This is a genomic window from Streptomyces sp. NPDC001594 (assembly GCF_042893675.1).
Classification (GTDB): Bacteria; Actinomycetota; Actinomycetes; order Streptomycetales; family Streptomycetaceae; genus Streptomyces.
Genome location: NZ_JBIAVB010000001.1, coordinates 234,574 through 260,630, shown reverse-complemented (window position 1 = coordinate 260,630; position 26,057 = coordinate 234,574). Strand labels below are relative to the sequence as shown.

The 26,057-nt window shown below is 72.2% G+C and carries 22 protein-coding genes and 2 pseudogenes; 6 read left to right on the top strand and 18 right to left on the bottom strand.

Annotated elements, in window-relative coordinates; genetic code table 11:
* Window positions 1-71 precede the first annotated feature (71 nt).
* From ACFY0O_RS01320 to ACFY0O_RS01305, 4 genes are read right to left on the bottom strand one after another with little or no spacing between them, the layout of a single operon-like run.
* Window positions 72-338 (bottom strand): DUF4235 domain-containing protein, encoded by a 267-nt coding sequence (locus ACFY0O_RS01320; protein WP_388941235.1) that lies wholly within the window; start codon window positions 336-338, stop codon window positions 72-74.
* On the bottom strand, window positions 335-652 hold the full coding sequence (locus ACFY0O_RS01315; protein WP_388941233.1) for a DUF3618 domain-containing protein: 318 nt from the start codon (window positions 650-652) through the stop codon (window positions 335-337). Before ACFY0O_RS01315 ends, ACFY0O_RS01320 begins: the two co-directional genes overlap by 4 nt.
* Window positions 649-1,065, bottom strand: a complete 417-nt coding sequence (locus tag ACFY0O_RS01310) for a phage holin family protein (RefSeq protein ID WP_388941230.1) — start codon at window positions 1,063-1,065, stop codon at window positions 649-651. Before ACFY0O_RS01310 ends, ACFY0O_RS01315 begins: the two co-directional genes overlap by 4 nt.
* A 28-nt stretch (window positions 1,066-1,093) precedes the next feature.
* Window positions 1,094-2,122, bottom strand: a complete 1,029-nt coding sequence (locus ACFY0O_RS01305) for a YihY/virulence factor BrkB family protein (protein ID WP_388941228.1) — start codon at window positions 2,120-2,122, stop codon at window positions 1,094-1,096.
* A gap of 344 nt (window positions 2,123-2,466) precedes the next feature.
* Here ACFY0O_RS01305 and ACFY0O_RS01300 point away from each other — a divergent pair, with 344 nt between their 5' ends.
* Window positions 2,467-2,991 carry a peptidylprolyl isomerase gene (locus ACFY0O_RS01300; RefSeq protein ID WP_388941225.1) on the top strand — a complete coding sequence of 175 codons (525 nt, stop codon included), beginning with the start codon at window positions 2,467-2,469 and terminating at the stop codon, window positions 2,989-2,991.
* A 20-nt stretch (window positions 2,992-3,011) separates the two neighbouring features.
* Here the strand turns inward: ACFY0O_RS01300 and aspA are convergent, their stop codons facing one another.
* The 5 genes from aspA to ACFY0O_RS01275 form a co-directional block, all read right to left on the bottom strand.
* Window positions 3,012-4,421 carry an aspartate ammonia-lyase gene (aspA, locus tag ACFY0O_RS01295; protein ID WP_388941222.1) on the bottom strand — a complete coding sequence of 470 codons (1,410 nt, stop codon included), beginning with the start codon at window positions 4,419-4,421 and terminating at the stop codon, window positions 3,012-3,014.
* 60 nt (window positions 4,422-4,481) lie between these two features.
* Window positions 4,482-5,498, bottom strand: a complete 1,017-nt coding sequence (locus ACFY0O_RS01290; RefSeq protein ID WP_388941220.1) for an asparaginase — start codon at window positions 5,496-5,498, stop codon at window positions 4,482-4,484.
* A gap of 83 nt (window positions 5,499-5,581) precedes the next feature.
* Window positions 5,582-7,021 carry an amino acid permease gene (locus ACFY0O_RS01285; protein ID WP_388941217.1) on the bottom strand — a complete coding sequence of 480 codons (1,440 nt, stop codon included), beginning with the start codon at window positions 7,019-7,021 and terminating at the stop codon, window positions 5,582-5,584.
* The gene (locus ACFY0O_RS01280) at window positions 7,018-7,695 is read right to left on the bottom strand and encodes a FadR/GntR family transcriptional regulator (protein WP_388942224.1); all 678 of its coding nucleotides are present in this window, start codon (window positions 7,693-7,695) and stop codon (window positions 7,018-7,020) included. The genes ACFY0O_RS01285 and ACFY0O_RS01280 overlap by 4 nt, the downstream gene beginning before the upstream one ends.
* Before the next feature lie 85 nt (window positions 7,696-7,780).
* Complete coding sequence (locus ACFY0O_RS01275; RefSeq protein ID WP_388941214.1) at window positions 7,781-8,572, bottom strand: gamma-glutamyl-gamma-aminobutyrate hydrolase family protein; 792 nt, start codon at window positions 8,570-8,572, stop codon at window positions 7,781-7,783.
* 250 nt (window positions 8,573-8,822) lie between these two features.
* On the opposite strand from ACFY0O_RS01275, the gene ACFY0O_RS01270 reads away from it, so the two are divergent.
* On the top strand, window positions 8,823-9,731 hold the full coding sequence (locus tag ACFY0O_RS01270) for a LysR family transcriptional regulator (protein WP_388941212.1): 909 nt from the start codon (window positions 8,823-8,825) through the stop codon (window positions 9,729-9,731).
* A 213-nt stretch (window positions 9,732-9,944) separates the two neighbouring features.
* Window positions 9,945-11,210, top strand: a complete 1,266-nt coding sequence (locus ACFY0O_RS01265; RefSeq protein WP_388941209.1) for a hypothetical protein — start codon at window positions 9,945-9,947, stop codon at window positions 11,208-11,210.
* 24 nt (window positions 11,211-11,234) lie between these two features.
* Here the strand turns inward: ACFY0O_RS01265 and mmsB are convergent, their stop codons facing one another.
* From mmsB to xylA, 4 genes are all read right to left on the bottom strand, one after another.
* Window positions 11,235-12,470, bottom strand: coding sequence for a multiple monosaccharide ABC transporter permease (gene mmsB, locus ACFY0O_RS01260; RefSeq protein ID WP_388941207.1), 1,236 nt, complete (start codon window positions 12,468-12,470; stop codon window positions 11,235-11,237).
* A 3-nt stretch (window positions 12,471-12,473) separates the two neighbouring features.
* Window positions 12,474-14,021 (bottom strand): multiple monosaccharide ABC transporter ATP-binding protein, encoded by a 1,548-nt coding sequence (gene mmsA / locus ACFY0O_RS01255; RefSeq protein WP_388941204.1) that lies wholly within the window; start codon window positions 14,019-14,021, stop codon window positions 12,474-12,476.
* Between the two features lie 70 nt (window positions 14,022-14,091).
* A complete protein-coding gene (gene chvE, locus ACFY0O_RS01250) occupies window positions 14,092-15,153 on the bottom strand; it encodes a multiple monosaccharide ABC transporter substrate-binding protein (protein ID WP_388942222.1) in 1,062 nt (353 codons plus the stop codon).
* Between the two features lie 295 nt (window positions 15,154-15,448).
* Window positions 15,449-16,621 carry a xylose isomerase gene (gene xylA, locus ACFY0O_RS01245; protein WP_388941201.1) on the bottom strand — a complete coding sequence of 391 codons (1,173 nt, stop codon included), beginning with the start codon at window positions 16,619-16,621 and terminating at the stop codon, window positions 15,449-15,451.
* Between the two features lie 93 nt (window positions 16,622-16,714).
* Between xylA and xylB the strand changes: the two genes are divergently transcribed.
* Both xylB and ACFY0O_RS01235 read left to right on the top strand, forming a co-directional pair.
* Window positions 16,715-18,163: a xylulokinase gene (xylB, locus tag ACFY0O_RS01240; protein ID WP_388941198.1), complete on the top strand. Its 1,449-nt coding sequence runs from the start codon at window positions 16,715-16,717 to the stop codon at window positions 18,161-18,163.
* Window positions 18,160-19,380 (top strand): ROK family protein, encoded by a 1,221-nt coding sequence (locus tag ACFY0O_RS01235; protein WP_388941195.1) that lies wholly within the window; start codon window positions 18,160-18,162, stop codon window positions 19,378-19,380. Before xylB ends, ACFY0O_RS01235 begins: the two co-directional genes overlap by 4 nt.
* 20 nt (window positions 19,381-19,400) lie before the next feature.
* On the opposite strand, the pseudogene ACFY0O_RS01230 reads toward ACFY0O_RS01235, so the two are convergent.
* Window positions 19,401-20,108: pseudogene (locus tag ACFY0O_RS01230) on the bottom strand (glycoside hydrolase family 1 protein); the annotation flags it as partial.
* A 106-nt stretch (window positions 20,109-20,214) separates the two neighbouring features.
* Entirely contained in the window at window positions 20,215-21,216 is a 1,002-nt protein-coding gene (locus tag ACFY0O_RS01225) for a carbohydrate ABC transporter permease (protein WP_388941193.1), read from the bottom strand.
* 208 nt (window positions 21,217-21,424) lie between these two features.
* On the opposite strand from ACFY0O_RS01225, the pseudogene ACFY0O_RS01220 reads away from it, so the two are divergent.
* Window positions 21,425-21,844, top strand: a pseudogene (locus ACFY0O_RS01220) (LacI family DNA-binding transcriptional regulator); the annotation flags it as partial.
* 116 nt (window positions 21,845-21,960) lie between these two features.
* On the opposite strand, the gene ACFY0O_RS01215 reads toward ACFY0O_RS01220, so the two are convergent.
* The 3 genes from ACFY0O_RS01215 to araB all read right to left on the bottom strand — a co-directional run bounded on the left by ACFY0O_RS01215 (window position 21,961) and on the right by araB (window position 26,001).
* Window positions 21,961-22,599 (bottom strand): cellulose binding domain-containing protein, encoded by a 639-nt coding sequence (locus ACFY0O_RS01215; protein ID WP_388942219.1) that lies wholly within the window; start codon window positions 22,597-22,599, stop codon window positions 21,961-21,963.
* A 119-nt stretch (window positions 22,600-22,718) separates the two neighbouring features.
* On the bottom strand, window positions 22,719-24,230 hold the full coding sequence (araA, locus tag ACFY0O_RS01210; protein WP_388941192.1) for an L-arabinose isomerase: 1,512 nt from the start codon (window positions 24,228-24,230) through the stop codon (window positions 22,719-22,721).
* A 76-nt stretch (window positions 24,231-24,306) separates the two neighbouring features.
* A complete protein-coding gene (gene araB, locus ACFY0O_RS01205; protein ID WP_388941189.1) occupies window positions 24,307-26,001 on the bottom strand; it encodes a ribulokinase in 1,695 nt (564 codons plus the stop codon).
* Window positions 26,002-26,057 lie beyond the last annotated feature (56 nt).

The following is a 26,057-nucleotide window of genomic DNA, read 5'->3' as shown; positions in this document are numbered from 1 at the left end:
GCTGAAACCCCCTCGGGGTCTTCCGGGGCGTGCCGGCTCCCGGGCGAGGGGGCCGTACGGCGAGGAGCGGGTCAGCCGGGCCAGGTTCCGGTCAGCCGTCGGATGGCCGTGGCTCCTCCCCGGTCGACGGCGGCCTTGACGAGGGCGAAGATCGCGCCCTGCAGCGCCGCGGCGAGCAGGACCTCTTGCCAGGTGCGGTCCTCGTCGGTGGCGTCCGGGGCGTCGTCGTCGTGGCCGATCATCCGCCAGACCTGCTTGAAGGCCATACCCGCAGCCATGCCGCCGGCGGCGCCGAGAGCGAACCCGACGGGCTTGTAGGCGATCTCGGACGCTTTCACTTGTTCCTCCTACCGCGGCGCAGGAGGAGGAAGACGGCCAGCGCTGTGGCAGCGGCCAGCAGCGGGGTGCGGTGGGTCCGCGCCGCCACGGCGGCCGAGACGGCTTCCTCCCGAAGCCGGCCCGCCAGGAGGGCGGCCCGGTCGGCGGCCTGCTCCTTGACCTCGGCCGCCTTCGCCTTGGTCCGTGCCTGGACGTCGGCCTTGGCGGCCAGTGCCTCCACGGTCCGGCCGAGCTCGTCGCGGGTACGCTCGACCTGCTCGCGCAGATCTTCCGGGGTCGGTGCGTGCCCGTCGCCCCGAGTCTGATGGCTCATCGGTGTGTCCTCTCCCTGATCTCGTTCACGTCGGCCTTGACGCTGTCGATGGTCTTCTCCGGGACGGGACCGCCGGCCCGGGCGACCTGCTTCTTCCCGGCCGCGGCCAGCACCGCGGCCACGGCCGCCAGCGCGCCGCCGATGATCAGGGCCGATGCCCACACCGGCAGGACCAGGGCCAGGGACGCGATCGCGGCGGCGGCCACCGCCTGGGCGGCCAGGAAACCGAACAGGCCGGCGCCCCCGAACAGACCGCCGCCCAACCCGTAGCGTTTGCCCTTGTGGGTCATCTCGGCACGGGCCAGCCGCATCTCCTCCCGGACCAGTTCCGAGATCTGCCGCGACGCCCGGGTCACGAGCTCACCCACCGGCGCGTCGCCGTCGTGCCTGGTACGGCGTCCAAACGGACTCATCGACTCCTCACCTTCCTCCACTCGCTGCTCACTGCAGGCGCTGACGGTCTTCCTCGCTCCATTCCCGGGTGTCGCGCGGCTCGGTGTAGGGCTCCTGATCCGCGGGGAGCCCGCCTGCGATCGCACGCTGGCGCACCAGCTCGGCGTCGAATTCCAGGCCCAGCAGGACGGCCAGGTTGGTGATCCACAGCCACACCAGGAAGATGATCACGCCCGCGAGCGTGCCGTACGTCTTGTTGTACGAGCCGAAGTGCGCGACGTAGAACGCGAACCCGGCCGAGGCGATCCCCCAGATCGCCAACGCCACGAAACTGCCCGGGGTCACCCACCGGAAGCCGCGGCCCTTCGCATTGGGCGCGGCCCAGTACAGCAGCGCGATCATGGCGGTGACCAGGAGCAGGAGGACCGGCCACTTCGCGACCGACCACACCGTCAGGGCGGTGTCGCCCACCCCCAGCGCCGAGCCCGCCTGCCTGGCCAGAGCGCCGGTGAACACCACGATCAGCGCACTGGCCACCGCGAGGACCATGAGCACCACCGTCAGTCCGACGCGCAGCGGCAGCACCTTCCACACCGGCCGCCCTTCCGGCATGTCGTACACGGCGTTCGAGGCGCGGACGAACGCCGCGACGTACCCCGAGGCCGACCAGAGCGCGACCAGTACCCCGACGATCGCCAGCAGCGAGCCGACTCCGGCGTTGCCCTGCAACTGCCGCACCGCGTTGCTGATCACGTCCCGCGCCGCCCCGGGGGTGAGCCTCTGCAGGTTGTCCAGCACCTGCTGGGTCGCCGAGTCGCCCGCGACGCCCAGCAGCGACACCAGGACCAGCAGGGCGGGGAAGAGGGCCAGCACCCCGTAATAGGTAAGCGCCGCCGCCCGGTCCGCCAGCTCGTCGTCCTTGAACTCCTTCAGCGTCCCGCGCAGCACGGCCTTCCAGGACCGCTTCGGCAGCGCCGAGGGCCGGTCCGGCGCCCGCTCCTCGACCTGCCGGCCAGGTCCCGCGGCCTCGCCGCCGGGCCGCTCGTCCCCGGGCTCGGGTGTCCTCGTGGGTTCCATGTTCGGCGCATGTCCACTCTTGCCGTACCCATGCCCCGCGCGACGCACGCGAGCCTTCTGCCGTCGCCCCCTCCCGCGGACCGGACCCACGCCCTAGACTGCGACCGCTTCAGGATCGGGCGATCATCGAGAGGGCGTGCGAGATGAAACGGGTACTGGTCGGCGTATGCGCGGCTGTGGCGTTAGTCGTGTCAGCGGGGAGCGCCGCCACGGCTTCCGAAGGTGCTCCGCCGCGCACCACGCACGGCCCCTGTCAGTACACCCAGACCCCGGACGAGCCGCCGGCGCGCCCCGTTCCGCTGCCGCCCGACCCGCGGCGCACCCCCAGCCGCGGCACGGTGGACATGGCTGTTCCGACCAGCCAGGGCCCGCTCCCGCTGCGCTTGGACCGGTCCAAGGCGCCGTGCACGGTCCAGAGCTTCCTGCACCTGGCACGGCACGGGTTCTACGACCGCACGGTGTGCCACCGTCTGACGGCGTACCCGACGCTGAAGGTCCTGCAGTGCGGTGACCCGACCGGTACCGGTGAGGGCGGCCCCGGGTACAAGTACAAGGACGAGCTGCCGGTCGACCTGCCGCCGGCACCGACCGACCCGACCGGCACCCGCCGTCTGTACGGGCGCGGCCTGCTGGCGATGGCCAACGCCGGTCCCGACACGAACGGTTCACAGTTCTTCGTCGTCTACGGCGACTCCGCGCTGCGACCGAACTACACGGTGTTCGGCACGGTCGGCGCCGACGGCCTGGCGACGCTGGACAGGGTCGCGGCCGCGGGCATCGAGCCGACCGCGGAGAACCCGGCGCCGGTCGACGGCACACCCGCACTGCGGACCGAGCTGTTCCGGGTCCGGCCGTCCTGGCCGTACTGACGCGTCCGTGAGGTGGCCGCTCAGATGGGGGCCGGGCCGGTTCCCGCGAGTACCTCGGGCCGCAGCAGGGCGGTGAGCCGCTCCGCCGGCAGCAGACCCCGTTCCAGGACGAGCTCGGCCACACCCCGGCCCGTGGCCAGGGCCTCCTTGGCGATGTCGGTGGCGGCGGTGTATCCGATGTGCGGGTTGAGGGCGGTCACCAAGCCGATGGAGTTCTCGACGGTGGCCCGCAGCATCTCGGTGTTGGCGGTGATGCCGCTCACGCAGCGTTCCGCGAGGGTCAGGCAGGCGGCGCGCAGGTGGGTGACGGACTTCGACAGCGAGTGCAGGATGACCGGCTCGAAGGCGTTGAGCTGGAGCTGTCCGGCTTCGGCGGCCATGGTGATGGTGATGTCGTTGCCGATCACCTCGAAGGCGACCTGGTTGACGACCTCGGGGATCACCGGGTTGACCTTGCCGGGCATGATGCTGGAGCCCGCCTGGACCGGCGGCAGGTTGATCTCGCCGAGTCCGGCGCGGGGCCCGGAGGACAGCAGGCGCAGGTCGTTGCAGGTCTTGGACAGTTTGACGGCGACGCGCTTGAGGACGCCGGACATCTGGACGAAGGCCCCGCAGTCCTGGGTGGCTTCGACCAGGTCGGGAGCGGTGACCAGGGGCAGGCCCGTGATGTCGGCGAGGTGCCGGCGGGCGGCCTCGGCGTATCCGGCCGGGGCGTTGAGACCGGTGCCGATGGCGGTGGCGCCGAGGTTGATCTCGTGGATGAGGCCGAGCGCCTCCGCGAGCCGGCTGCGGTCTTCGTCGAGCATGACGGCGAAGGCGGAGAACTCCTGTCCGAGCGTCATCGGCACGGCGTCCTGGAGCTGGGTGCGGCCCATCTTCAGCACGTCGTGGAACTCGGCGGCCTTGCGGGCGAAGGCGTCCTGAAGGACGGCCATGGCGTCGAGCAGGCCGCGCACCGCGAAGACGGTCGCGACCCGCACGGCGGTCGGGTAGACGTCGTTGGTGGACTGGCCCAGGTTGACGTCCTCGTTGGGGTGCAGGTGCCGGTACTCGCCCTTGGCGTGGCCCAGCAGCTCCAGCGCGCGGTTGGCGACGACCTCGTTGGCGTTCATGTTGGTCGAGGTGCCGGCGCCGCCCTGGATGACGTCGACGACGAACTGGTCGTGCAGCTTGCCGCCGCGTATCTCACGGCAGGCGGCGACGATCACGGCCGCCTTCGCGGGCTCCAGCAGGCCGAGTTCCCCGTTGGCGAGGGCCGCGGCCTCCTTGACGGCGGCGAGGGCGTCGATCAGGTGCGGGTAGGCGGAGATCGGCGTGCCGGTGATGGGGAAGTTCTCGGCGGCGCGCAGGGTGTGGACGCCCCAGTAGGCGTCGGCGGGGACGTCGCGGTCTCCGAGCAGGTCGTGTTCGCTGCGGCTGGAGGCGGTCATGGGTGTGCGAATCCTCTTCCTGAGGTGGGTGGGTCAAAGTGGGGGAGGGGAGGGCGGGAGTCAGGCGGTGGCGGGGGCGCCGGGCGGGGTCAGTGCCGCCACCGGCCGTACGCCGCCGACGGTCCGGCCGCCGCCGGTCACCGGCTCGCCCGCGAAACCGGCGAGCAGTCCCGGTTCGACTCCGGCACGGGCGAGGGCCGCGGCCGTCACCGGGACGCGTGCCCGGTCCGCCCCGTCGGCGATCTTCACGGCGACGGCCCGGCCGTCGGGCAGCGCGGCGACCTGGACGCCCTCGAAACCGTCCTTGGCCAGCAGCCCGGGCACCGCGCGCATCAGCTCGGCCGTGTCCCGCCCGGTGCCCGAGGCCATCTCCGGATGGACGCGCAGCGCGCCCGCGACCCGGTGCTCGGCGGTGTCCGGCGCCGCCGTGGCGATGCGGGCGGCGGCGCGGGCCAGGCCGTGCAGTGACACGGCGAACAGCGGGGATCCGCAGCCGTCGACCGTGACGTTCGCGACGCGCTGGCCGGTGAGTTCCTCGACGACCTCGGCGATCGTCCGCTGGAGCGGATGGTCCGCGTCGAGGTAGCTCTCCAGGGGCCAGCCGGACAGCCTGCACAGGTACAGCATCGCCGCGTGCTTGCCGGAACAGTTCTGGGCGAGCCGGGACGGCCCGCGGCCCTCACGCACCCAGGCGTCCCGGACGGCCGGCCCGTAGGGCAGGTCGGGGACGTTGCGCAGGTCGGCCTCGGTGAGACCGGCCAGCTCCAGGATCAGCCGGGCACCCGCCAGGTGGTGCTCCTCGCCGGAGTGACTGCCCATCGCGAGGGAGAGCAGGCCTCCGTCGAGCGGCAGTCCGGCCCGCACCATCGCGACGGCCTGGACCGGCTTGAGCGCCGAGCGCGGATAGCAGGCGGCCTCGATGTCCCCGATGTCCATCCGGACCTCGCCGTCGCCGTCGAGGACGACGACGGAACCGTAGTGGACTCCCTCGGTCACCCCGCCCCGCACGACGTGGGCGACGGGGGCGTGCCGGGGCTCGCGGATCGCGGGCGCGTCCGCGGGGAAACTGCTGCGCATCACTGCCTCGTTCTGTGGTGGGTCGCTGCTGACCGGGGGCGGCGACCGCCGCCCCCGGCGCAGGGGGACGGGTGGCGTCCGGCTCAGCCGTCGCTCCCGGCGGCGGCGCGCGCCACGCGGCCGCGGACCGCGTACCAGCCGGCGACCAGCGCCGCGGCGATCAGCGGTACGCACAGCACGGTGGTGCGCGCGGCTCCTCCGTCGGCGTACATGAGGACCAGGACGGAGGCGAGGAAGGCCAGCGTCACCAGTTCGGTCCACGGGGAGCCGGGCAGGCGGTACGCGGGGCGGGTCAGCTCGCCGCTGCGGGTCTTCCGCCAGAAGAGGAGGTGGCAGACCATGATCATGCCCCAGGTGGCGAGGATGCCGATCGCGGCGAGGTTGAGCACGATCTCGAACGCGTCCGCGGGGACCACGTAGTTGAGCCCGACGCCCAGGACGCACATGCCGCTGGTGAGGAGGATGCCGCCGTAGGGGACCTGGGTGCGGCTGAGCCGGGCGGTGAAGCGCGGGGCGGAGCCGTTGACGGCCATCGAGCGCAGGATGCGGCCGGTGGAGTAGAGGCCGGAGTTGAGCGAGGACATGGCGGCGGTGAGGACGACCAGGTTCATCACGTCGCCGGCCGCCGGGACGCCGATGTGGGAGAGCACCGTCACGAACGGGCTCTGGCCGGCGCTGTAGCTGCTCCAGGGCATCAGCATCGACAGCAGGACGACCGAGCCGACGTAGAAGAGGCCCACGCGCCACATGATCGAGTTGATCGCCTTCGGCATGATCGCCTCGGGGTTCTCCGTCTCGCCGGCCGTGACGCCGACCAGTTCGACGGAGGCGTAGGCGAAGACGACGCCCTGGATGATCAGCAGCATGGGCAGCAGGCCGTTGGGGAAGATCCCGCCGTGGTCGGTGATCAGGGCAGGGCCGGGGACGGCGCCGTCGACGGGGTGCCGGGTCACCAGGAGGAAGATGGCGATCCCCATGAAGACGACCAGGGCGCTGACCTTGACGATGGCGAACCAGAACTCCAGTTCGCCGAAGATCCGCACCGAGATGAGGTTCACGGTGAGGACCACGGCCAGGGCGATGAGGGCGATCACCCACTGGGGGACGTCGGAGAACAGGTGCCAGTAGTGGGTGTACGTGGCGACGGCCGTGATGTCGGCGACGCCGGTGGTCGCCCAGTTGAGGAAGTACATCCAGCCCGCGGTGTAGGCGCCCTTCTCCCCGAGGAACTCCCGGGCGTAGGAGACGAAGGCGCCGGAGGACGGCCGGTACAGGACCAGCTCGCCGAGCGCGCGCACGACGAGGAACGCGAAGATCCCGCAGACCGCGTAGGCGACGAACAGGGAGGGACCGGCGTCGGCGAGGCGGCCGCCCGCGCCGAGGAAGAGTCCGGTACCGATCGCACCGCCGATGGCGATCATGTTGACGTGCCGGGGCTTCAGGGACTTGCTGTAGCCGGTGTCGCCGGCGTCGACGTGACGGGTCGTGGGGCGCTTCTCGTCTTTGAGGAACTGCTCGCTCACGCCTCGGGTCTGCCTTCCGTAGGGGTGGTGGTGCGCGGGGGGCGCACGATGTCGGTGAGGGTCGTCTCGACCCGTAGCAGGTGGTGGGACATGGCTTCGACCGCGTCGTGCTCGCTGCCGTCGACCAGCGCCTCGAGGATCGCCCGGTGCTCGCAGTTGGACTGCTCGCGCCGGCCGCCCAGTTCGTTGAGGAAGGTCGACTGCCGCGCCAGTGCGTCGCGGATCTCCTCGATGACGCGGCGGAAGACGGGGTTGCGGGAGGCCTCGGCCACCGCCAGGTGGAAGACGGTGTCCATCGCCACCCACGCGGTGGTGTCGGTCTCCTGTTCCATCCGGTCCAGCAGATGGGCCAGGTGGTCCAGGTCCTCGGGGGTGCGGCGCAGCGCGGCGTACCCGGCGACCGGGATCTCGACGTGCCGGCGCACTTCCAGCAGGTCGCTGGCGGCGTAGTCGCCGAAGGTGGGGTCCTCGACCGTGTTCGCCAGCACGAACGTGCCCTTGCCGCTCTTGGAGACGGTCAGCCCCATGGCCTGCAGGGCCCGCAGGGCCTCCCGCAGTACGGGCCGGCTGACTTCGAGGGTGCGGCACAACTCGGCTTCGGAGGGGAGCTTGTCGCCTACGGCGTACTCACCGCGCTCGATGGCGCTGCGCAGGTGGCCGAAGACCGCTTCCATGGCGCTGACGCGCCGCGGAAGGGGGCCACCTGTCTGGCTGTCTGACAGGTTCACGCTGTGATCCTGCGGGGTGTGCCCCGGGGTGTCAAGACACCTGTGTCGGGAAAATCCGGCCCGGGGCGCTGCGCACCGTACGCGTATCGCGTCCGGCCGTCCGGGCGGGACCGGCTCGTCCGGGGGAGCCCGCCGCAGCCACCAGGGCCTGTACGACCCGCGTGCCGACACCCATCTCCGGGTGCCATTGGACGCCCACGGCGAAGCGGTGCCGGGTGCTCTCGATCGCCTCGACGGTGCGGTCCGCCGCGCGGGCGGCGACGACCAGCCCCGCGCCGAGGCGGTCCACCGCCTGGTGGTGGTGCGTGGCGACCTGGTGCGTCCCCGGCATGAGGGCGGCGATGCGCGTCCCGGGCACCGTGGTCACCGCGTGGGCGCAGAAGTGGCCCCGGTAGGGGTTGTGGCCGTCGTGGCCCACGCGGTCGGGCAGGTGCTGGATGAGGGTGCCGCCCTCGTGTACGTTCATCAACTGCATCCCCCGGCACACCCCGAGCACGGGTATGTCGCGGGCGAGCCCGGCCGCCAGCACGGCCCGCTCCCACCTGTCGCGCTCGCGCACCGGCGGCCCGGTACGCGGATGGGGCACGGCCCCGTACAGTGCGGGATCGAGGTCCTCGCCCCCTGCCAGCAGGATCGCGTCCAGACGCTCGACCACGTCGGCCGCCGCCTCCGGCGCGTCCGGCGGCAGCAGCACGGCACGGCCGCCGGCGGCCCGGACGCAGTCCGCGTAGGCCGCGGGCAGCACCGCGGCGGGCAGGTCCCACTCACCCCACTGCGCCTGGGCGAGGTAGGTGGTGAGTCCGATGAGTGGTGGCTGGGGCATACCACTTCCTTTCGGGGCATGAGGGGTGGCCGTCGGCGGCCCGAGCCGTACCGAGGAACGCCCCGCCACGGCAGGCTGCGGCGGAGGGCGAGGCGGTACTGGCGGAGGTCACCGGGTCGGCGGGGGAGGGGTGTTCGCGGGCCAAGGGCGCAGGCTTGCGTTTTTCTTGCCGCTGGCAAGAATCCTCCTGGCGTTCATCTCCAATCACAAGAAAACACATCTTCGCGACAGATAAGTGAGCCTTAACCCCGTGCACGGACTCGACCCCCGCCTGCTCGCCACCCTCGAAGCCGTCGTACGGCACGGCTCCTTCAGCGCCGCCGCCCGCGAACTCGGCTACAGCGCCCCCGCCGTCTCCCAGCAGATCGCCGAACTCGAACGCCGCGCCGGCCTCAGGGTGCTCGAACGCCGCCCCGTTCGCGTCACACCGGCCGGCGAAGTCCTCCTCGGCGCGGAGCAGGGCGTCCGCAGCGCGCTGGCGGCGGCCCAGGCCGAACTCGGCGCCATGCGCGCCGGTACGGCCGGGCGGATCCGGCTCGGCGCCTTCGCCTCGGCCGCCACCGGCATCGTTCCGCAGGCGCTGGCCCGGCTCCACGCGGTCTACCCCCACGTGCAGGTCAGCCTCAGCCAGCTGGAGCCCGAGGCCGGCTACAACCGGCTCAAGCGGGGGGACATGGACCTGGCGCTGAGCTACGACTACGACTTCATCCCCGTCCCGCCGCCCCGGACGCTGCGCCGGACGCTGGTCGCACGGGATCCGGTGGTGGCCGTCGTCCCGGCGCACCACCGCCTGGCCGGCCGTGAGGTCATCGACCTGGCCAGCCTCGCCTCGGAGACGTGGATCGCCGCTCCGGAGGCCGCGCTGCGCCTGGAACTGCTCTCACAGATTGCCAAAACGCCCGGCTTCCAGGCCCGCCTGCAATACGAGGGGGACGACTTCAACACCGTGCTCGGGTTCGTGGCCGCGGGCCTGTGCGTGGCCGTCATGCCGCGACTCGCCCTGCCCCGCACCCACACCCAGGTCGTGGCGCGCCCCCTGGCCGAGCCGCAGCTGACGCGCTTCATCTACGCCGTCCGCATCGACACCCGGCACACCCCGCGGGCTGTCCTGGACCTGGAAGGGATGCTCGCCGCGCAGGCGCTGGCCGCGCTCTCGTAGAGCACGGCGTTCCGAAGCGGTGCGGGTGAACGGATCGCGGACGCCACGTGAAAAGCGGCCAACTTGACGGCCGTCGCACGCGCGTAGACCCCACCGGCATGCCGGACTTCCCACCGTGTCCGACTATCGGACGCGGTGGCTGAAAGTTAAACTATTGTCTGACGGGCCCACTATGTTTGCCGCGGTTGACGTTCCACCGAGAGGAAACCCCTCATGACCTCAGCCGACCGCGCGCCCAGAACGGCGCGCGTCCTCACCGGCTACCGCCCCGAGGACGGCTTCATGGCCGCAGAGCTGGACCCGCCCCCGGCCGAATACGTATGGCACGACGAGAACGCCGAGCAGCAGGACGGGCGTTACGGACCCGGAGTCGGCTACCGGCAGTGGCTGGCGGTGGACGCACGCGACGGCGCCGTCTGGTTCGGCGACACCGACTGGCGGGCCCCGCAGGAGTCCCCCGGCAGCCGCATCCCGGGCATCCCCCGCAGGGCACTCGGCGACGGGACCGTCCCCGGCCCCGGAATCATGGTGCAGCTGCTCGGCCACCTGAGCCACGACGAACAGCGGGGCTGCACGTGGCACTTCTTCAGCGCCGAGGAACTGCACGCGCTCGCGGAGCGCGTCCTGCCCGCCGTGCAGCGACTCGTGGACTCGATCCACCGGATCGGGCCGGAAGGCGAGCTGGAATGGTCGGCCGAGGCGGCCACCGCCTGGGACGACATCGAGCAGGCCGCGACCCCCGCCTTCGACCCCTCCGGGGAACTCCGCTGGCCCCGGCCGCGCATGACACCGGTCCCGGCCTGGCGCGTCGAGGTCGGCGCCTTCCTGGACGCCAACCCCGAGCTGTGCGAACCCTCCTGGGCCGTGGCCGCCGACGCCGAACTCGACGCCTACGCCGACTACCACCCCACCACCGGCTACGGAGGAGTACCAGGCAGGATCTGCCACCTCGCCGGGAGGCACATCGAGGACGGCTTCACCTTCTACGGCCACCGCGCCGCCCTGTACGCCTACCGTGCACAGGCGTCCGGCAACCGCACCCCGACCGACGCCCGTGCCTGGCTGGAGACCACGGAGACCGGCAAGAGTACCTGGGAAGCGGCCAAGCCCCCCGGGGCCAACCTCGCCGACGTCTCCGACTGCGTGCTGATCGACCTGACCGACAGGTTCCAGAACACCGCGCGCGAACACGGTCTCGTCCTGACCGGACTCGACACCTACCTCCGCACCCTGCGCGCCGAGGAACGCGCCGGCGTCGACCGCCAGCTCCGCTTCGAAGGCGAGGAAGTCGAACGCCTCGAGAACCTGCTCAAGGACTTCCGTGCCGGACGGAACCGCACCGTGGCACGGATCCTGGCCTGGTCCGACGGACGCGGCGACGCCGAGATCGCCCGCCTGGCCTCCCTGCCCGATGAACACGTCAGCCAGTGGCGAGCCCGCCTGAACGACGAACAGACCCCCACGCCCCCCGGGCCGTGAAGCACGCCCGGCTTCGACCAGGCGTCAGGCTCCGGCCTTGCGCTTGTTGTAGACGTCGAAGCCGACGGCCGCCAGCAGGACCAGGCCCTTGATCACCTGCTGGTAGTCGGTGCCCACGCCGACCAGGGACATGCCGTTGTTCAGCACGCCGAGCACCAGACCACCGGTGAGCGCACCGAGGACGGTGCCCACACCGCCGCTCGCGGAGGCGCCGCCGATGAAGGCGGCGGCGATCGCCTCCAGCTCGAAGTTGATGCCGGCCTGCGGCGTACCGGCGTTGAGCCGCGCGGCGAACACCATCCCGGCAAGGGCCGCGAGGACGCCCATGTTCACGAAGGCCAGGAAGACGACCCGCTTGCTCTTCACCCCGGACAGTCGCGCCGCCGCCTCGTTGCCTCCGACGGCGTAGGTGTGGCGGCCGAGGATCGAGTTGCGCATCACGTATCCGAAGACGGCCAGCAGGACGCCGAGCAGCAGCAGGACGATCGGGGCGCCGTGGTAGCTGGCCAGCAGCAGGGTGAAGGTCACCACGGCCGCGGTGATCGCGCCGAGCTTCACCAGGAAGAGACCGGCCGGGAGCGGCCGCAGCCCGTACGAGGCGGCCCGCCGCCGCTCGCGCACCTCCTGCAGGACCGCGACGGCCAGCACCGCGAGGCCCAGCAGGAGGGTGAGGTTGTGGTAGTCGGTGTGGGGGCCGACTTCGGGGAGGAAGCCGCTGCTGATGTTCTGGAAGCCCTTGGGGAACGGCGCCACCGACTGGCCCTGGAGGAGGATCTGGGTCCCGCCGCGGAACAGCAGCATGCCGGCCAGGGTGACGATGAACGAGGGGATCCCGAGGTAGGCGATCCACAATCCCTGCCAGGCTCCGGCGAGGGCACCGATCAGCAGCGCGGCCACCAGTGCCACGGGCCAGGCCGTGCCGTGCTCGACCATCATCACCGCCGCGGCCGCCCCGACGAAGGCGGCGAGCGAACCGACGGACAGGTCGATGTGCCCGGAGATGATGACGATCATCATGCCGATGGCCAGGATGAGGATGTAGCCGTTCTGCTGGATCAGGTTGGTGACGTTGAGCGGCTGGAGCAGGATCCCGCCCGTCCAGAACTGGAACAGCAGCACGATCATCGCCAGCGCGAGCAGCATCCCGTACTGGCGCAGGTTGCCGCGCAGCGCTCGGGCCAGGACGGCGCCGGCCGAAGGCCGTCGGCCGGTCTCCGGCGTGCCGGGCGTGGAATCCGGGGTGGTCTTGGTCTGCGCCATGCCTCACACCTGCTTGTCGGGGGATGCCGCGCTCATGGTCATGAGCCGCATGAGGGATTGCTGGGTGGCGTCCGCACGTCTGACCTCGCCGGTGATCCGGCCGGCGGCCATGGCGTAGATCCGGTCGCACAGGCCCAGCAGTTCGGGGAGTTCCGAGGAGATGACGAGCACCGCCCTGCCCTGGGCGGCGAGCTGGGCGATGACGGTGTAGATCTCCGCCTTGGCGCCGATGTCGATGCCCCGGGTGGGCTCGTCGAGGATCAGCACCTCCGGCTCGGCGAAGATCCATTTGCTGAGGACGACCTTCTGCTGGTTGCCGCCGCTGAGCTTGCCGGTCTCCGCGAACACCGAGGGGGCCTTGATGTTCATGGTCCGACGGAAGGATTCGGCGGACCGCGCCTCCTCGTGCCGGTCCACCCAGCCGCGCCGGGCGACCTTGCCGAGGGCGCTCAGCGAGATGTTGCGGCTGATGTCGGCGTTGAGGTCGAGGCCGAGCTGCTTGCGGTCCTCGGTCACGTAGGCGATGCCGTGTCCGATCGCCTCCGCCGCCGTCCGGGTCCGGATCTCGCGGCCGTCCAGCCGCACCCGGCCGCCGGTCCAACGCCCGTACGAGCGGCCGAAGACGCTCATGGCCAGTTCGGTGCGGCCGGCGCCCATGAGGCCCGCGATGCCGACGATCTCGCCTCGCCGGACGTTCAGCGAGACCCCGTCGACCACCTTGCGCCGGTGGTCGATCGGATGCCCGACGCTCCAGTCCTCGATCTCGAAGGCCACCCCGCCGATCCGCGGGGTGCGTTCGGGGTAGCGGTGCTCCAGGTCGCGGCCCACCATGCCGCGGATGATCCGTTCCTCGGAGATGCCCCCGGGGCCGATGGCGAGGGTCTCGATGCTCCGCCCGTCGCGCAGCACGGTGACGGTGTCGGCGACCCGGGCGATCTCGTTCAGCTTGTGCGAGATGAGGACGCAGGAGATGCCGCGGGCCTTGAGTTCGAGGATCAGGTCGAGCAGCTTGCGGCTGTCCTCGTCGTTGAGGGCGGCCGTCGGCTCGTCCAGGATGAGCAGCTTGACCTTCTTGGCGAGCGCCTTGGCGATTTCGACCAACTGCTGTTTGCCCACGCCGAGCTCGGCGACCCTGGTGTGCGGACTCTCGTCGAGTCCGACCTGCCGGAGCAGGTCGGCGGCATGGGTCAGGGTCCGGTGCCAGTCGATCACGCCCCGGGTGGCGTGCTCGTTGCCGAGGAAGATGTTCTCGGCGATGGACAGGTAGGGCACCAGCGCGAGCTCCTGGTGGATGATCACGATCCCGCGCCGCTCGCTTGCCCGGATGTCCCGGAACCGGCAGGGGGAGCCCTCGAAGTAGATCTCGCCTTCGTAGGCGCCGTGCGGATACACCCCGCTGAGCACCTTCATCAGGGTGGACTTGCCGGCGCCGTTCTCACCGCAGACGGCGTGCACCTCGCCGGCGGCGACGGTCAGGCTGACCTCCGAGAGGGCCTTGACACCGGGAAACGTCTTGCTGATCGACCGCATGTCGAGGACGGGTCGGGCCATGGCTGCGCGTCCGTATCGTCGGGGCGGCGCGGTGCCCGCGGGCCTTGCCGGGCACCGCACCCGCCGGCTGCTACTTGAGCTGGTCCGCTGTGTACTGGCCGCTGTCCACCAGGACCTCGCGGTAGTTCTCCTTGTCGACGCTGACCGGCTGGAGCAGCTGCGCCGGAACGGTCTTGACGCCGTTGTGGTACTGACGGGTGTCGTTGACCTCGGGCTTGCCGCCGGTCAGCACGGCGTCGCCCATCTGGACCGCGGCCTTGGCCAGTTGGCGGGTGTCCTTGTAGACGGTCTGGGTCTGCTCGCCGGCGATGATCGACTTCACCGAGGCCACTTCGCCGTCCTGACCCGTGACGACGGGCAGGGGCCGGCCCGGTGTGCCGTAGCCGACGCCCTTCAGCGAGGAGATGATGCCGATCGAGATGCCGTCGTACGGCGAGAGCACGGCGTCGACACGGGCGGCCGTGTACGACTTGCTCAGCAGGTTGTCCATCCGGGACTGGGCGAGACCGCCGTCCCAGCGCAGCGTGGCGATCTGGGCGAGGGAGGTCTGGCCGCTCTGCACGACCAGCTTCCTGTCGTCGATGTACGGCTGGAGGACGCTCATCGCGCCGTTGTAGAAGAACGCGGCGTTGTTGTCGTCGGGTGAGCCGGCGAACAGCTCGATGTTGAAGGGGCCCTTGCCGTCCTTCAGGCCGAGCTTGTCGACGATGTAACCGCCCTGGAGGACGCCGACCTTGAAGTTGTCGAAGGTCGCGTAGTAGTCGACGTTGCCGGTGCCGCGGATCAGCCGGTCGTAGGAGATGACGGGAACGTGGGCGTCGGCGGCCCGCTGCAGCACGTTGGTGAGCGAGGAACCGTCGATGGCGGCGATCACCAGCAGCCTGGCTCCCTTGGTGATCATGTTCTCCACCTGGGAGACCTGGTTCTCCACGACGTTGTCGCCGTACTGGAGGTCCGTCTTGTAGCCCTTGGCCTGGAACTCCTTGACCATGTTGGCGCCGTCGTTGATCCAGCGCTCCGACGACTTGGTCGGCATCGCGATGCCGACGAGCCCGCCTTCGGCGTGGCGACCGCCCCCGCCGTCGCCCGCTCCGTTGGCGCTCTGGCCGCAGGCCGCCAGCGCCAGCGTCATGCCCAGGGCGGCGAGGCCCGCTGAAAGCTTCCGCACAGTTCCTCCAGTGATGGTCCGCGACCGGCACGGCGCGCCCCGGCGTCTCCGGCCTGGAGATCCTGAGTGTTAACGCTCACAAGAGAGTCGTCAAGGGTCTGTGCGCATCGTCGTGCAGGGTCAACTGGGTTGCGGGAGAGAGGCCTTGCTCAGCCTGCTATATCTGGACCGGGCAGGTTCGCGAGGGCGTCAGCGGGCTGGGGCCGTTGAGTGTTAGCGCTAACATTTTTCTCCCGGTCCGGCTTGTGGGCGCCCCGGGTCAGCGGGCGCCGAGGAGGTGCTCGAGGGCGAGCTGGTCCAGCTGTTCGAAGGCCATGCCGCGGCGGCCCGCGGCCTCGACGTCGAACCCGTCGAACGCGGACCGGTCGGCCAGGAGCCCGGCCAGGCCGTCCTCGGCCGTGGGGAGGGCGAGTTCGGGCAGTCTGGAGGCGGCGAGCGCGGCCTCGACCTCCGGGTCCGACCGGAAGGCGCGGGCGCGCTGCGCCAGGAGCAGGTAGTTGCGCATACAGGCGGCCGCCGAAGCCCAGACGCCGGCGTGGTCCTCCGTGCGCGGCGGTTTGAAGTCGAAGTGGCGTGGGCCGTCGTAGCCCGCCGACTCCAGCAGGTCGACCAGCCAGAACGCCTGGCGCAGGTCGCCCGCGCCGAACCGCAGGTCCTGGTCGTACTTGATCCCGCTCTGGCCGTTGAGGTCGATGTGGAACAGCTTGCCGTGCCACAGGGCCTGGGCGATGCCGTGCGGGAAGTTCAGTCCGGCCATCTGCTCGTGGCCGACCTCCGGGTTGAGGCCGACCCGCTCGGGCCGGTCCAGCGTGCCGATGAAGGCCAGGGCGTGGCCGATGGTGGGCAGCAGGATGTCCCCGCGGGGTTCGTTGGGCTTGGGCTCGATCGCGAAGCGCAGGTCGTAGCCCTGCTCCTCGACGTACTCGCCCAGCAGGTCGAAGGCCTCCTTCAGCCGGTCGAGGGCCGTGCGCACGTCCTTGGCCGCCCCCGACTCCGCGCCCTCGCGGCCGCCCCAGGCGACGTAGACCGAGGCGCCGAGTTCCGCGGCCAGGTCGATGTTGCGGATCGTCTTGCGCAGTGCGTACCGGCGCACGTCGCGGTCGTTGGCGGTGAACGCGCCGTCCTTGAACACCGGGTGGGTGAAGAGGTTGGTGGTGGCCATCGGCACCTTCAGCCCGGCCGTGTCCAGGGCGGTGCGGAAGCGCTTGACCGCCTGCTCGCGGGCGGCGTCGCCGGCGCCGAAGGGGATCAGGTCGTCGTCGTGGAACGTGACCCCGTAGGCGCCGAGCCCGGCCAGCCGGTGCACGGTCTCGACCGGGTCGAGGGCGGGCCGGGTGGCGTCACCGAAGGGGTCCCGCCCCTGCCAGCCGACGGTCCACAGGCCGAAGGTGAACCTGTGCGCGGGGGTGGGGACGAGCGGGTCGCTGCTCATGAGGCGCTCCGGATCGGGCCGAGGTCTATTTGTAAGGGCGAAAAACAAATTAGTATGCCGAGACGCCAGAAGGAACCCCACCGGAGGGACCCCATGCCCGCACAGCGCGTCGTGATCGGTGTCGACAGCTCGACCCAGTCCACCAAGGCCCTGGCCGTCGACGTCGAGACCGGCGCCGTACTGGGCCAGGGCCGCGCCGCGCACACCGTGAGCGAGGGCCCCGGACGCGAGAGCGACCCCGAACAGTGGTGGCGGGCGCTCGGCGAGGCCACGGCGGCCACCGGCTGGGCGGACCGGGCCGCCGCCTGCTCGATCGCCGGCCAGCAGCACGGCCTGGTCACCCTCGACACGGCGGGCCGGCCCGTGCGCCCGGCACTGCTGTGGAACGACGTCCGATCCGCCCCGCAGGCCGCCGCCCTCACCGCCGCCTTCGGCCCGGCGGAGCTGGCCCGCCGCACCGGCAGCGTCCCGACCGCCGCCTTCACCGCCGCCAAGTGGGCCTGGCTGCGCGCGCGGGAACCCGCCGCCGCCGACCGCGTCGCCGCGGTCCGGCTTCCACACGACTTCCTGACGGAGCGGCTGACCGGCGAGGCGGTGACGGACCGCGGTGACGCCTCGGGAACCGGCTGGTGGGGCCCTGACGGCTACGACCGGGAGGTGCTCGCCCGGATCGGGCTCGACTCCGGCCTGCTGCCGCACGTCCTCGCGCCCGGCGCCCGGGCGGGCCTCGTCCGGGCCGGGACGCCACTGCGCGAGGGCGCGCTCGTGGCCACCGGGACCGGTGACAACATGGCCGCCGCCCTCGGACTGGGCCTGACGCGCTGCCGCCCGGTGCTGAGCCTCGGGACCTCGGGCACCGTCTACGCCGTCGGCCGGACCCGGCCCGCCGACCCGAACGGAACCGTCGCCGGCTTCGCCGACGCCCTCGGCGGCTGGCTGCCGCTGGCCTGCACGCTCAACTGCACCCTCGCCGTCGACCGCTTCGCCGCCCTCGCCGGCCGCGACCGCGAGGACGTCGAGGAAGGCGGCACGGTGGTGGTGCTCCCCTACCTCGACGGCGAGCGCACCCCGGACCTCCCGGGCGCCTCAGGTCTGGTCCACGGGCTGCGCCACGACACGACACCGGGCCAGCTGCTCCAAGCCGCCTACGACGGCGCCGCCCACGCCCTGCTCACGGCCCTGGACGACGTACTGCGCGCCTGCGGCGACGACCCGGGAGCGGACGAACCCCTGCTGCTGATCGGCGGCGGAGCCGCGGGCAGGGCCTGGCAGCACACGGTCCTGCGGCTGTCCGGCCGGCCCGTCCAGGTGCCCGAGGCCCGGGAACTCGTCGCGCTCGGGGCCGCCGCGCAGGCCGCCGCCCTGCTCACCGGTGAGCCCGCCGACGCCGTCGCCCGGCGCTGGCGGACCGCCGAGGGCAAGGTGCTGGAGGCCGTACCCCGTGACGACGACACGCTCGAACGGATCACCGGTACGCTGCGCCGGGCACGGGCCCTGCAGGAGGTCCCGCCGGACGAACGACAGGGGGGACGGGACCGATGACCGGGCTCGGCAGGCGGGCCGGAGGCGCGCGGACCGCCCCCGCCTCCCAGCAGGGGATGCGCCGGCAGAACCTCGCCGCGGTGCTCGGCGCCGTCGCCGCGCACGGCCCGCTCTCCCGGGCGGACGTCGCCGGACACACCGGCCTGACCAGGCCGGCCGTCTCCTCCCTGGCCGACGAGCTGATCGGCCGCGCCGCCCTGACCGAGACGGAGACCGCACCGAGCGGACGCGTCGGCCGCCCCGGGCGGGCCCTGGCCCTCAACGACCGGGGCCCCGCCGGCCTCGGCCTGGAGATCGGCGTCACCCACCTCGCCGCCTGCGTCGTCGACCTGCGCGGCGAACCCCGGGTGTGGCGCCGGCTGGAGCGGGCCAACGCCGGCCGGCCCGCCGGACGGGTGCTGAAGGAGGCCGCCGCCCTCGCCGCCGACGCGCAGGCCGAGGCCGCCGCCCTCGGCCTGCGCGTCGAGGGCCGCGTCCTGGCCGTCCCGGGAGTGGTGCCGAACGCCCCCGGCGGAGTGGTCGCCCACGCCCCCAACCTCGGCTGGAAGGACGTCCGGCCCGCCGACCACTGGCCCGACCCCGACACCGTGCCCGAGCCGGAGAACGAGGCCAACCTCGGAGCCCTCGCCGAGCAGTGGCGCCAGGGAGACCCCGCCGAGACCTTCGTCCACGTCTCCGCCGAGGCCGGAATCGGCGCCGCACTGGTCATCGGCGGCCGGCTCTTCCGCGGCGCCCGCGGCTTCGCGGGCGAACTAGGCCACCTCCCCGTCCACCCGCGGGGCGCACCCTGTCCCTGCGGGGCCCGCGGCTGCCTGGAGCAGTACGCGGGCCAAGCCGCCGTGCTGCGCGAGGCGGGGCCGGCAGACGCCGGCGACCCGGTGGCCGTACTGGCCGGGCGGGCGGCCGCCGGGGACGCGGCGACCCTGCGCGCCCTGGACCGCGCCGGCCGGGCCCTGGGCCTCGCGCTCGTCTCGGCGGTCGACCTGATCGACCCGGACGGCCTCGTCCTCGGCGGTGCCTACGCCGAACTCGCCGACTGGCTCCTTCCGCCGATACGCGCCGAACTCGCGGCCCGGGTCACCGTCAGGCCCTGGAACCCCGAGGCGGTGCGCCCCTCCGCCCTGGGGCGCCGCGGACCGGTACTGGGTGCGGCGTGGTCGACCGTGCAGCGCATCATCGCCGACCCCACCCGCCTGCCCGTCCACCAGGCCGGGTGAGTCCTCCGCGGCCCCCGGGCCTACGCCTCGCCCGGGGCGTGCAGGCGTCCCGTCCGGGCGACGCGGGAGTACCAGAGCGCGCTCGACTTGGGCGTGCGCTCCAGGGTGTCGTAGTCGACGTGGACGGCGCCGAAGCGCTTGGCGTAGCCGTAGGACCACTCGAAGTTGTCGAGCAGCGACCACAGGAAGTAGCCGCGCACGTCCGCCCCGTCCGTGATCGCCCGGTGCACGGCCTCCAGGTGCGCGTGGACGTACGCGGCGCGCCGCAGGTCGTGCACCCTGCCGTCGGGACCGACCTCGTCCGCGAACGCGGCGCCGTTCTCGCTGATCACGAGCGGCAGGCCGGGATAGCGGGCGGCGGTGCGGGTGAGCAGGTCGTAGAGCGCGCCCGGGTCGACCGACCAGCCCATCGCGGTGCGTTCGCCCGGCGCCCGGTGGAAGGCGACGTCGTCCGCGCCGGGCCAGGGCGAGTGCTCGCTGTCGCCGTGGCCGTCGTCCTGCGGCCGCTCGGCGCCCGGCGCGGCGTGCGAGACGACCGTCGGGGTGTAGTAGTTCACGGCGAGGAGGTCCAGCGGCTGGTGGACCGTCGCGGCGTCGCCGTCCCGGACGAAGGACCAGTCGGTCAGGTGCGCGGTGTCCGCGAACAGGTCTCGGGGGTAGGAGCCGTCCAGCATCGGCCCCAGCCAGATCCGGTTGCCGACGGCGTCGATGCGGCGGGCCGCCCCAAGGACGTAGGTCAGCGGTCCGGCGTGGTGCTGACGGCCGGCCGAGGGGCGAAGACGCCCCGCGCGCGGCGCCCTGGGGACGGTGGTGTCGGGTGTGCGGGCCATGAGGTCAGCTCCCCGCCTTCGTGCGCGGTCGGGAGATCAGGATCCGGAGGCCGCCGGCGAGCAGGAGGAGCAGGAGCATGACCCAGGCGATGGCGGAGGCCTGGCCCAGCGCGCCGGTCACCCATCCCTTCTCGTACATCAGCAGGCTCAGGGTCTGGAACTGGTTGCCGCTGCCGCCGCTGATCCCCACGCTGCCGCCGAAGAGCAGTGGCTCGCCGAACAGCTGGGTGGCCCCGATGGTCGAGACGACGGCGGTGAAGAGGATCGTCGGCCGGATGGAAGGGACGGTCACGCTGAGGAACTGGCGCCGGCGCGAAGCCCCGTCCAGCGCCGCGGCCTCGTACAGGTCCCGCGGTACGGCCTGCATCGCCGCCAGGTAGATGAGGGCGTTGTAGCCCGTCCAGCGCCAGGTCACGATCGTCGAGATCGCGATCTGCGCGGGCCATTTGGAGGACTCCCAGTCCACCGGGGCGAATCCGGCCCAGCCCAGGACCGAGTTGATCAGACCGTAGTCGGTGTTGAACAGCTGGGCGAAGACGAGCGTCGCCGCCGCGATGGAGGTGGCGTACGGGGCGAGGACCGCGACCCGGAAGAACCCGCGGCCGCGGAGCTTGTAGTTGAGCAGCTGGGCCAGGCCCAGGGCCATCAGCAGCTGGGGCACGGTCGAGAGCAGACCGATCGTGAAGGTGTTGGCCAGCGCGTTCCAGAAGAACTCGCTGGTCGCGAGGGAGCTGTAGTTCGCCGTTCCCTTCCACTGGGCCTGCCCGCCGAGCTCGACCCGGTGGAGCGAGAGCCAGCCCGTGTAGATCAGGGGGAAGAGGCCGAAGGCGGCGAAGGTGAGGAAGAAGGGGGCGACGAAGACGTACGGGACGGCCTTCAGGTCGAGGCGGTGGAGCGTGCTGCGCCAACCGACGCGGCCGGGGGGCCGCCGGCGGCCGCTGCCGCCCCGGACTGGTGCGGCGGGCGGCGCGGAGCCGTCGCCCGCCGCCCGTACGGAGGTGGCCACGGGGGCTTCCTTCCAGGTGGATGCGTGCGGTGCTGTCAGGGACGGCGGCCTACCGGTCGATCTTGTCGGCGACCAGCTTCCTGACGTTCTCCCAGGCCTTCGCCGGATCGGTGCCGCGCTGCTCGATGTCGAGGATTCCGTTGTCGGTGAGGAAGGTCTTCACCTGCCCGTCCCAGCGGCTGATCGGGGCGGGCGTGATGCCGGCCGCGGCCTGCGAGCGGGCCTCACCGAGGCCGGGATCGCGCCCGACGAGTCGCTCGTGGCGATCGCGGACTTCACCGAGGAGGGCGGCGGGCTGGCGATGCGCGCACTGCTGGAACGCGCCCCCGGGCTGGACGCGGTCTTCGCCGCCTCCGACGTCATGGCGGCCGGAGCGCGCGGGGTGCTGCGCGAGGCCGGCCGACGGGTCCCCGAGGACGTGGCCCTCGTCGGCGTCGACGACTCGGTGGTGGCGCGCCTGATGGATCCGCCCCTGACGAGCGTGCGCCAGCCCATCGAGGAGATGGGCCGCACGATGACCCGGCTGCTGCTGGAGAAGATCGCCGAAGGCCCCGGAGCCGGCTCGGCGGCGGGGGAGGGGCATCTGCGGGTCCTTCCCACGGAGCTGATCGTGCGGGAATCCTCCTGAGCGGTGGGGGACGTGCGCCGGCTCCGGACGCTGCCGGGGCCCGGGCGCGTGCGGGCCGAAGCCGTACGGAAACCGGGTGGTTCCCGTGCGGCTCCGGCCCCTTCACCGGCGGTCCGTCACAGGGCCGGGTGGGCGTTGTTCATGAGCTCCTGGAACTGGGCGGAGAACCACTGTCCGGCGAGCGGTGCGTCCGGGAGCGCGCCCGACATGCTGTTGCCGTTGCGGGCGTTGCCCGTGTAGGTGGGGTCGCGCATCCGGTCGAAGCCCTTGCCCTCGTTGTTCGGGATCTCCTTGCTCGCCCCGTCCGACTCGCCCGGCGGCTTCATCCACACGTAGGCGTCGATGCCGGGGGCCGGTGCCGCCTGCGGCCGTTCGCCCAGCCCGGCTCCCGCCTGGTTGCCGTTGAGCTTGAACGTCGGGGGCACGGCGTTCGTGCCGTTGTGGGAGGCGTTGAACCCGAAGGAGGTCGAACCTCCGGTGGCCAGCGACCCGTTGTACGAGAGGCTCTTGGCCGTCACGGCCGCTCCCGACTGGGTGATCGCGGCGTTCCAGCCCTGGGTGACCTGCTGGCCGTTCGCGTAGCTCCACTCCAGGGTCCAGGCGGCGAGGGGGTCCCCGGTGTTGGTGACGACCACCTGGGCACCGAACCCGGTGTTCCACTGGTTGGTGATCTGGTATTCGACCTTGCAGCCGGCGGTGGCGGCGCCGGCGGGGGCGCCGAAGACGGTGGCCGTGACGAGGCCGAGGGCCGCCAGTAACGCGGTGCGGGACCGGTGGGAGCGCTCCCACTGTGCGGACGGCGCCCGGCCGCGTCAAGGTACGGGGAGGACCGACAGCTTTTCGTCCGGGAATTCCCCCGGCTCCGCTCGCCGGGTCAGAACCCCGGTGCCAGCCGGTGGTACGCCTGGTTCCAGCGCAGCTCGCGCCGGAACTGCCTGGGCGTGGTGCTCTCCTCGATGAGGAGCAGTTCCACGCGGAGCATTTCCGCGAGGTCGTCGAGGTGGTCGGAGGTCAGGGCGGTGCTGAGGACGGTGTGGTGGGGCCCGCCTGCCGTCAGCCAGGATTCGGTGGAGGTCCGCAGGTCCGGGCGGGGCCGCCAGACCGCGCGGGCGACGGGCAGGGCCGACAGCGGGTGAGGGGGCGCCACGACGTCGACGTCGTTGGCCACCAGGCGGAAGCGGTCGCCGAGGTCCGCGAGGCCGACCACCACGGCCGGACCGGGGGCGGCGTCGAACACCAGCCGGACGGGGTCCTCCCGTCCGCCGATGCCCAGGGGGTGGATCTCGCAGCGGGGTCGGGCGGTCGCGAGGGTGGGGCACACTTCCAGCATGTGTGCGCCGAGGATGAGCTCGTTGCCCGGTGTCAGGTCGTAGGTGTAGTCCTCCATGAAGGAGGTTCCGCCGGGGAGGCCGGTGGCGGCCGCCTTGAGGGCGCGCAGCAGGACGGCGGTCTTCCAGTCGCCCTCCCCTCCGAAGCCGTATCCCTCGGCCATGAGCCGCTGGACCGCGAGGCCGGGCAGCTGGCGCAGTCCGCCCAGGTCCTCGAAGTTGGTGGTGAAGGCCCGGAAGCCGCCCGCTTCGAGGAAGGTGCGCAGACCGGCTTCGACACGGGCCGCGTAGCGCAGCGCCTCGTGCCGTTCGCCTCCCGGCCGGAGCTCGGGCGCCAGGTCGTACAGGTCCGCGTACTCCCCGACGAGCGAGGCCACGTCGCTCTCCTGCGCGCTGTCGACGACCTCCACCAGGTCGTTGACGCCGTGGGTGTCGACGGAGACGCCCAGGCGCAGCTGGGCCTCCACCTTGTCCCCCTCGGTGACGGCCACGCCGCGCATGTTGTCGCCGAAGCGGACGGCCTTGAGGGTGGCCAGTTCGGAGCGCGCGGCGGCCGCCCGCACCCAGACGGCCACCCGCGCGATCGTCCCCGGGTCGGTGACGTGTCCGGCCACGGTCTTGCGGGGCACCCCTAGGCGGGCCTGGACGTGCCCGAACTCGCGGTCCCCGTGGGCGGCCTGGTTGAGGTTCATGAAGTCCATGTCGATGGTGCCCCAGGGAAGGGCCACGTTCGACTGGGTGTGCAGGTGCAGCAGCGGCTTGCGCAGGGCGTCCAGTCCGGCGATCCACATCTTCGCCGGCGAGAAGGTGTGCATCCAGGCGATGAGCCCGGTGCACCGGTCGTCGGCGTTCGCGTCGAGGCACAGGCGGCGGATGGAGTCGGGGTCGGTGAGCACCGGCTTCCAGACGACGGGTGCGGGGATGCCGGAGGCGTCGTCCAGCGCGGCGGCCAGCTGCCGCGACTGTTCGGCGACCTGTTTCAGCGTCTCCTCCCCGTAGAGGTGCTGGCTGCCCGTGAGGAACCAGATTTCCCGGGCGGGGGGCGTTCGGCTGGGCACATGGACTCCTGGAGGGGACGTCCCGCCACGCGTCGAAGCGGGCGGGCGGGCGGGGGTGGGCGGGCGGCGGCGCGGGTCAGCTCGCCGTGTGCGTCGTGTCGCGGATGTGCCTCAGGCGGTGCAACTGGCCGTCGGCCGCGAAGCGGTCGTGCAGGAGCCGGTATTCGGCGTAGAGGGCGTCGTAGGCGTCGGCCCGGGAGGCGTCCGGCGTGTGGACGGCCGGAAGCCGACGGCCCATGGCGGTACTGGCCGCCCGTACGTCGCCGTAAGCGCCCGCGGCCACGGCGGCGTGGATGGCCGACCCGAGGGCGGGTGCCTGGTCCGACGCGGCGAGGGAGACGGGGCGGCGCAGCACGTCGGAGTAGATCCGCATCAGCAGCCCGTTCCTGGCCAGTCCGCCCGCGACGACGAACTCGCGCACCGCCACGCCGCCCGCCTCCAGGGCCTCCACGATGACGCGGGTGCCGAACGCGGTGGCTTCGAGCAGCGCGCGGTAGAGGTCCTCGGGGCGGGTCGCGAGGGTCAGACCCGCGATGACTCCGGAGAGGCGGTGGTCGACGAGGACCGAACGGTTGCCGCCCAGCCAGTCGAGGGCGACCAGGCCGTGGCCGCCGACCGGCTGGCCGGCGGCCTTCCGGGTCAGCAGGGTGTGCAGGTCCTCGTCGCGCTCGGCGGCTTCGGCGAGGTAGTCCGGCGGGACTCCCTGGTCCAGTACCCAGGCGAAGATGTCGCCGACCGCGCTCTGGCCGGCCTCGTAGCCGTAGGTTCCCTCGATGACGCCGCCGCTGACGACTCCGCAGATGCCGGGGACGTCGACGAGGACGGGGGCGTTCACGACGTGGCAGGTGGAGGTTCCCATGACGGCGAGCAGCTGGCCGTCCTCGACCGTCTGGGCCGCGGCCGCGGTGACATGGGCGTCGACGTTGCCCGCGGCCACGGCGATCCCGGGGCGCAGCCCGGTCCAGGCCGCCGCCTCGGCGCTGAGCGGGCCCACGCGTGAGCCGAGCGCGGAGAGCGGGAAGGCGAGGCGGGTGCGGGCGAAGTCGGCGAACCGGGGGTTGAGCCCGGCCAGGTACGCCTCGCTCGGGTAGGCGCCGTCCTGGTGGATGCCCTTGTATCCGGCGGTGCAGGCGTTGCGGGACTCGGTTCCGGTGAGCTGCCACACGATCCAGTCGGCGGCCTCGATCCACCGCGCGCAGCTGTCGTACACGAGCGGATCCTCCTCCAGCACCTGGAGGGCCTTCGCGAACTGCCACTCGGCGGAGATCCGGCCGCCGTAGCGGGCGATCCACTTCTCCCCGCGGGCGTGGGCGAGTTCGTTGATGCGATCGGCATACGGCTGGGCCGCGTGGTGCTTCCACAGCTTGGGCCACGCGTGCGGCCGTCCGGCGAGCTCCGTCTCGGCGAGGGGGGTCCCGTCGGCGAGGGTGGGCAGGACGGTGCAGGCGGTGAAGTCGGTGGCGATGCCGATCACCGCCGCGGGATCGATTCCGGCCGCCGCCACGGCCGCCGGGACGGCGCGGCGCAGTACGTCCCGCCAGTCCTCGGGGTGTTGCAGGGCCCAGTCCGGAGGCAGTGGCGAACCGCCGTGCGGCAGGTGCCGGTCCAGCACGCCATGCCGGTAGGTGTGGACCGCCGCCGCCAGCTCCTGCCCGTCGCGGATCCGCACCACCACGGCGCGGCCGGACAGGGTGCCGAAGTCGACACCCACCGTGTAGCGCTCCGGTTCGCCGGAACGGGGGGTGGGCGTGAGGGGGTCGGGTGATGTCAACTGAATGCCTTTCGAAGGGGTGGTGGTGTCGAACGCCATGCAGTGTGAGCGCTAAC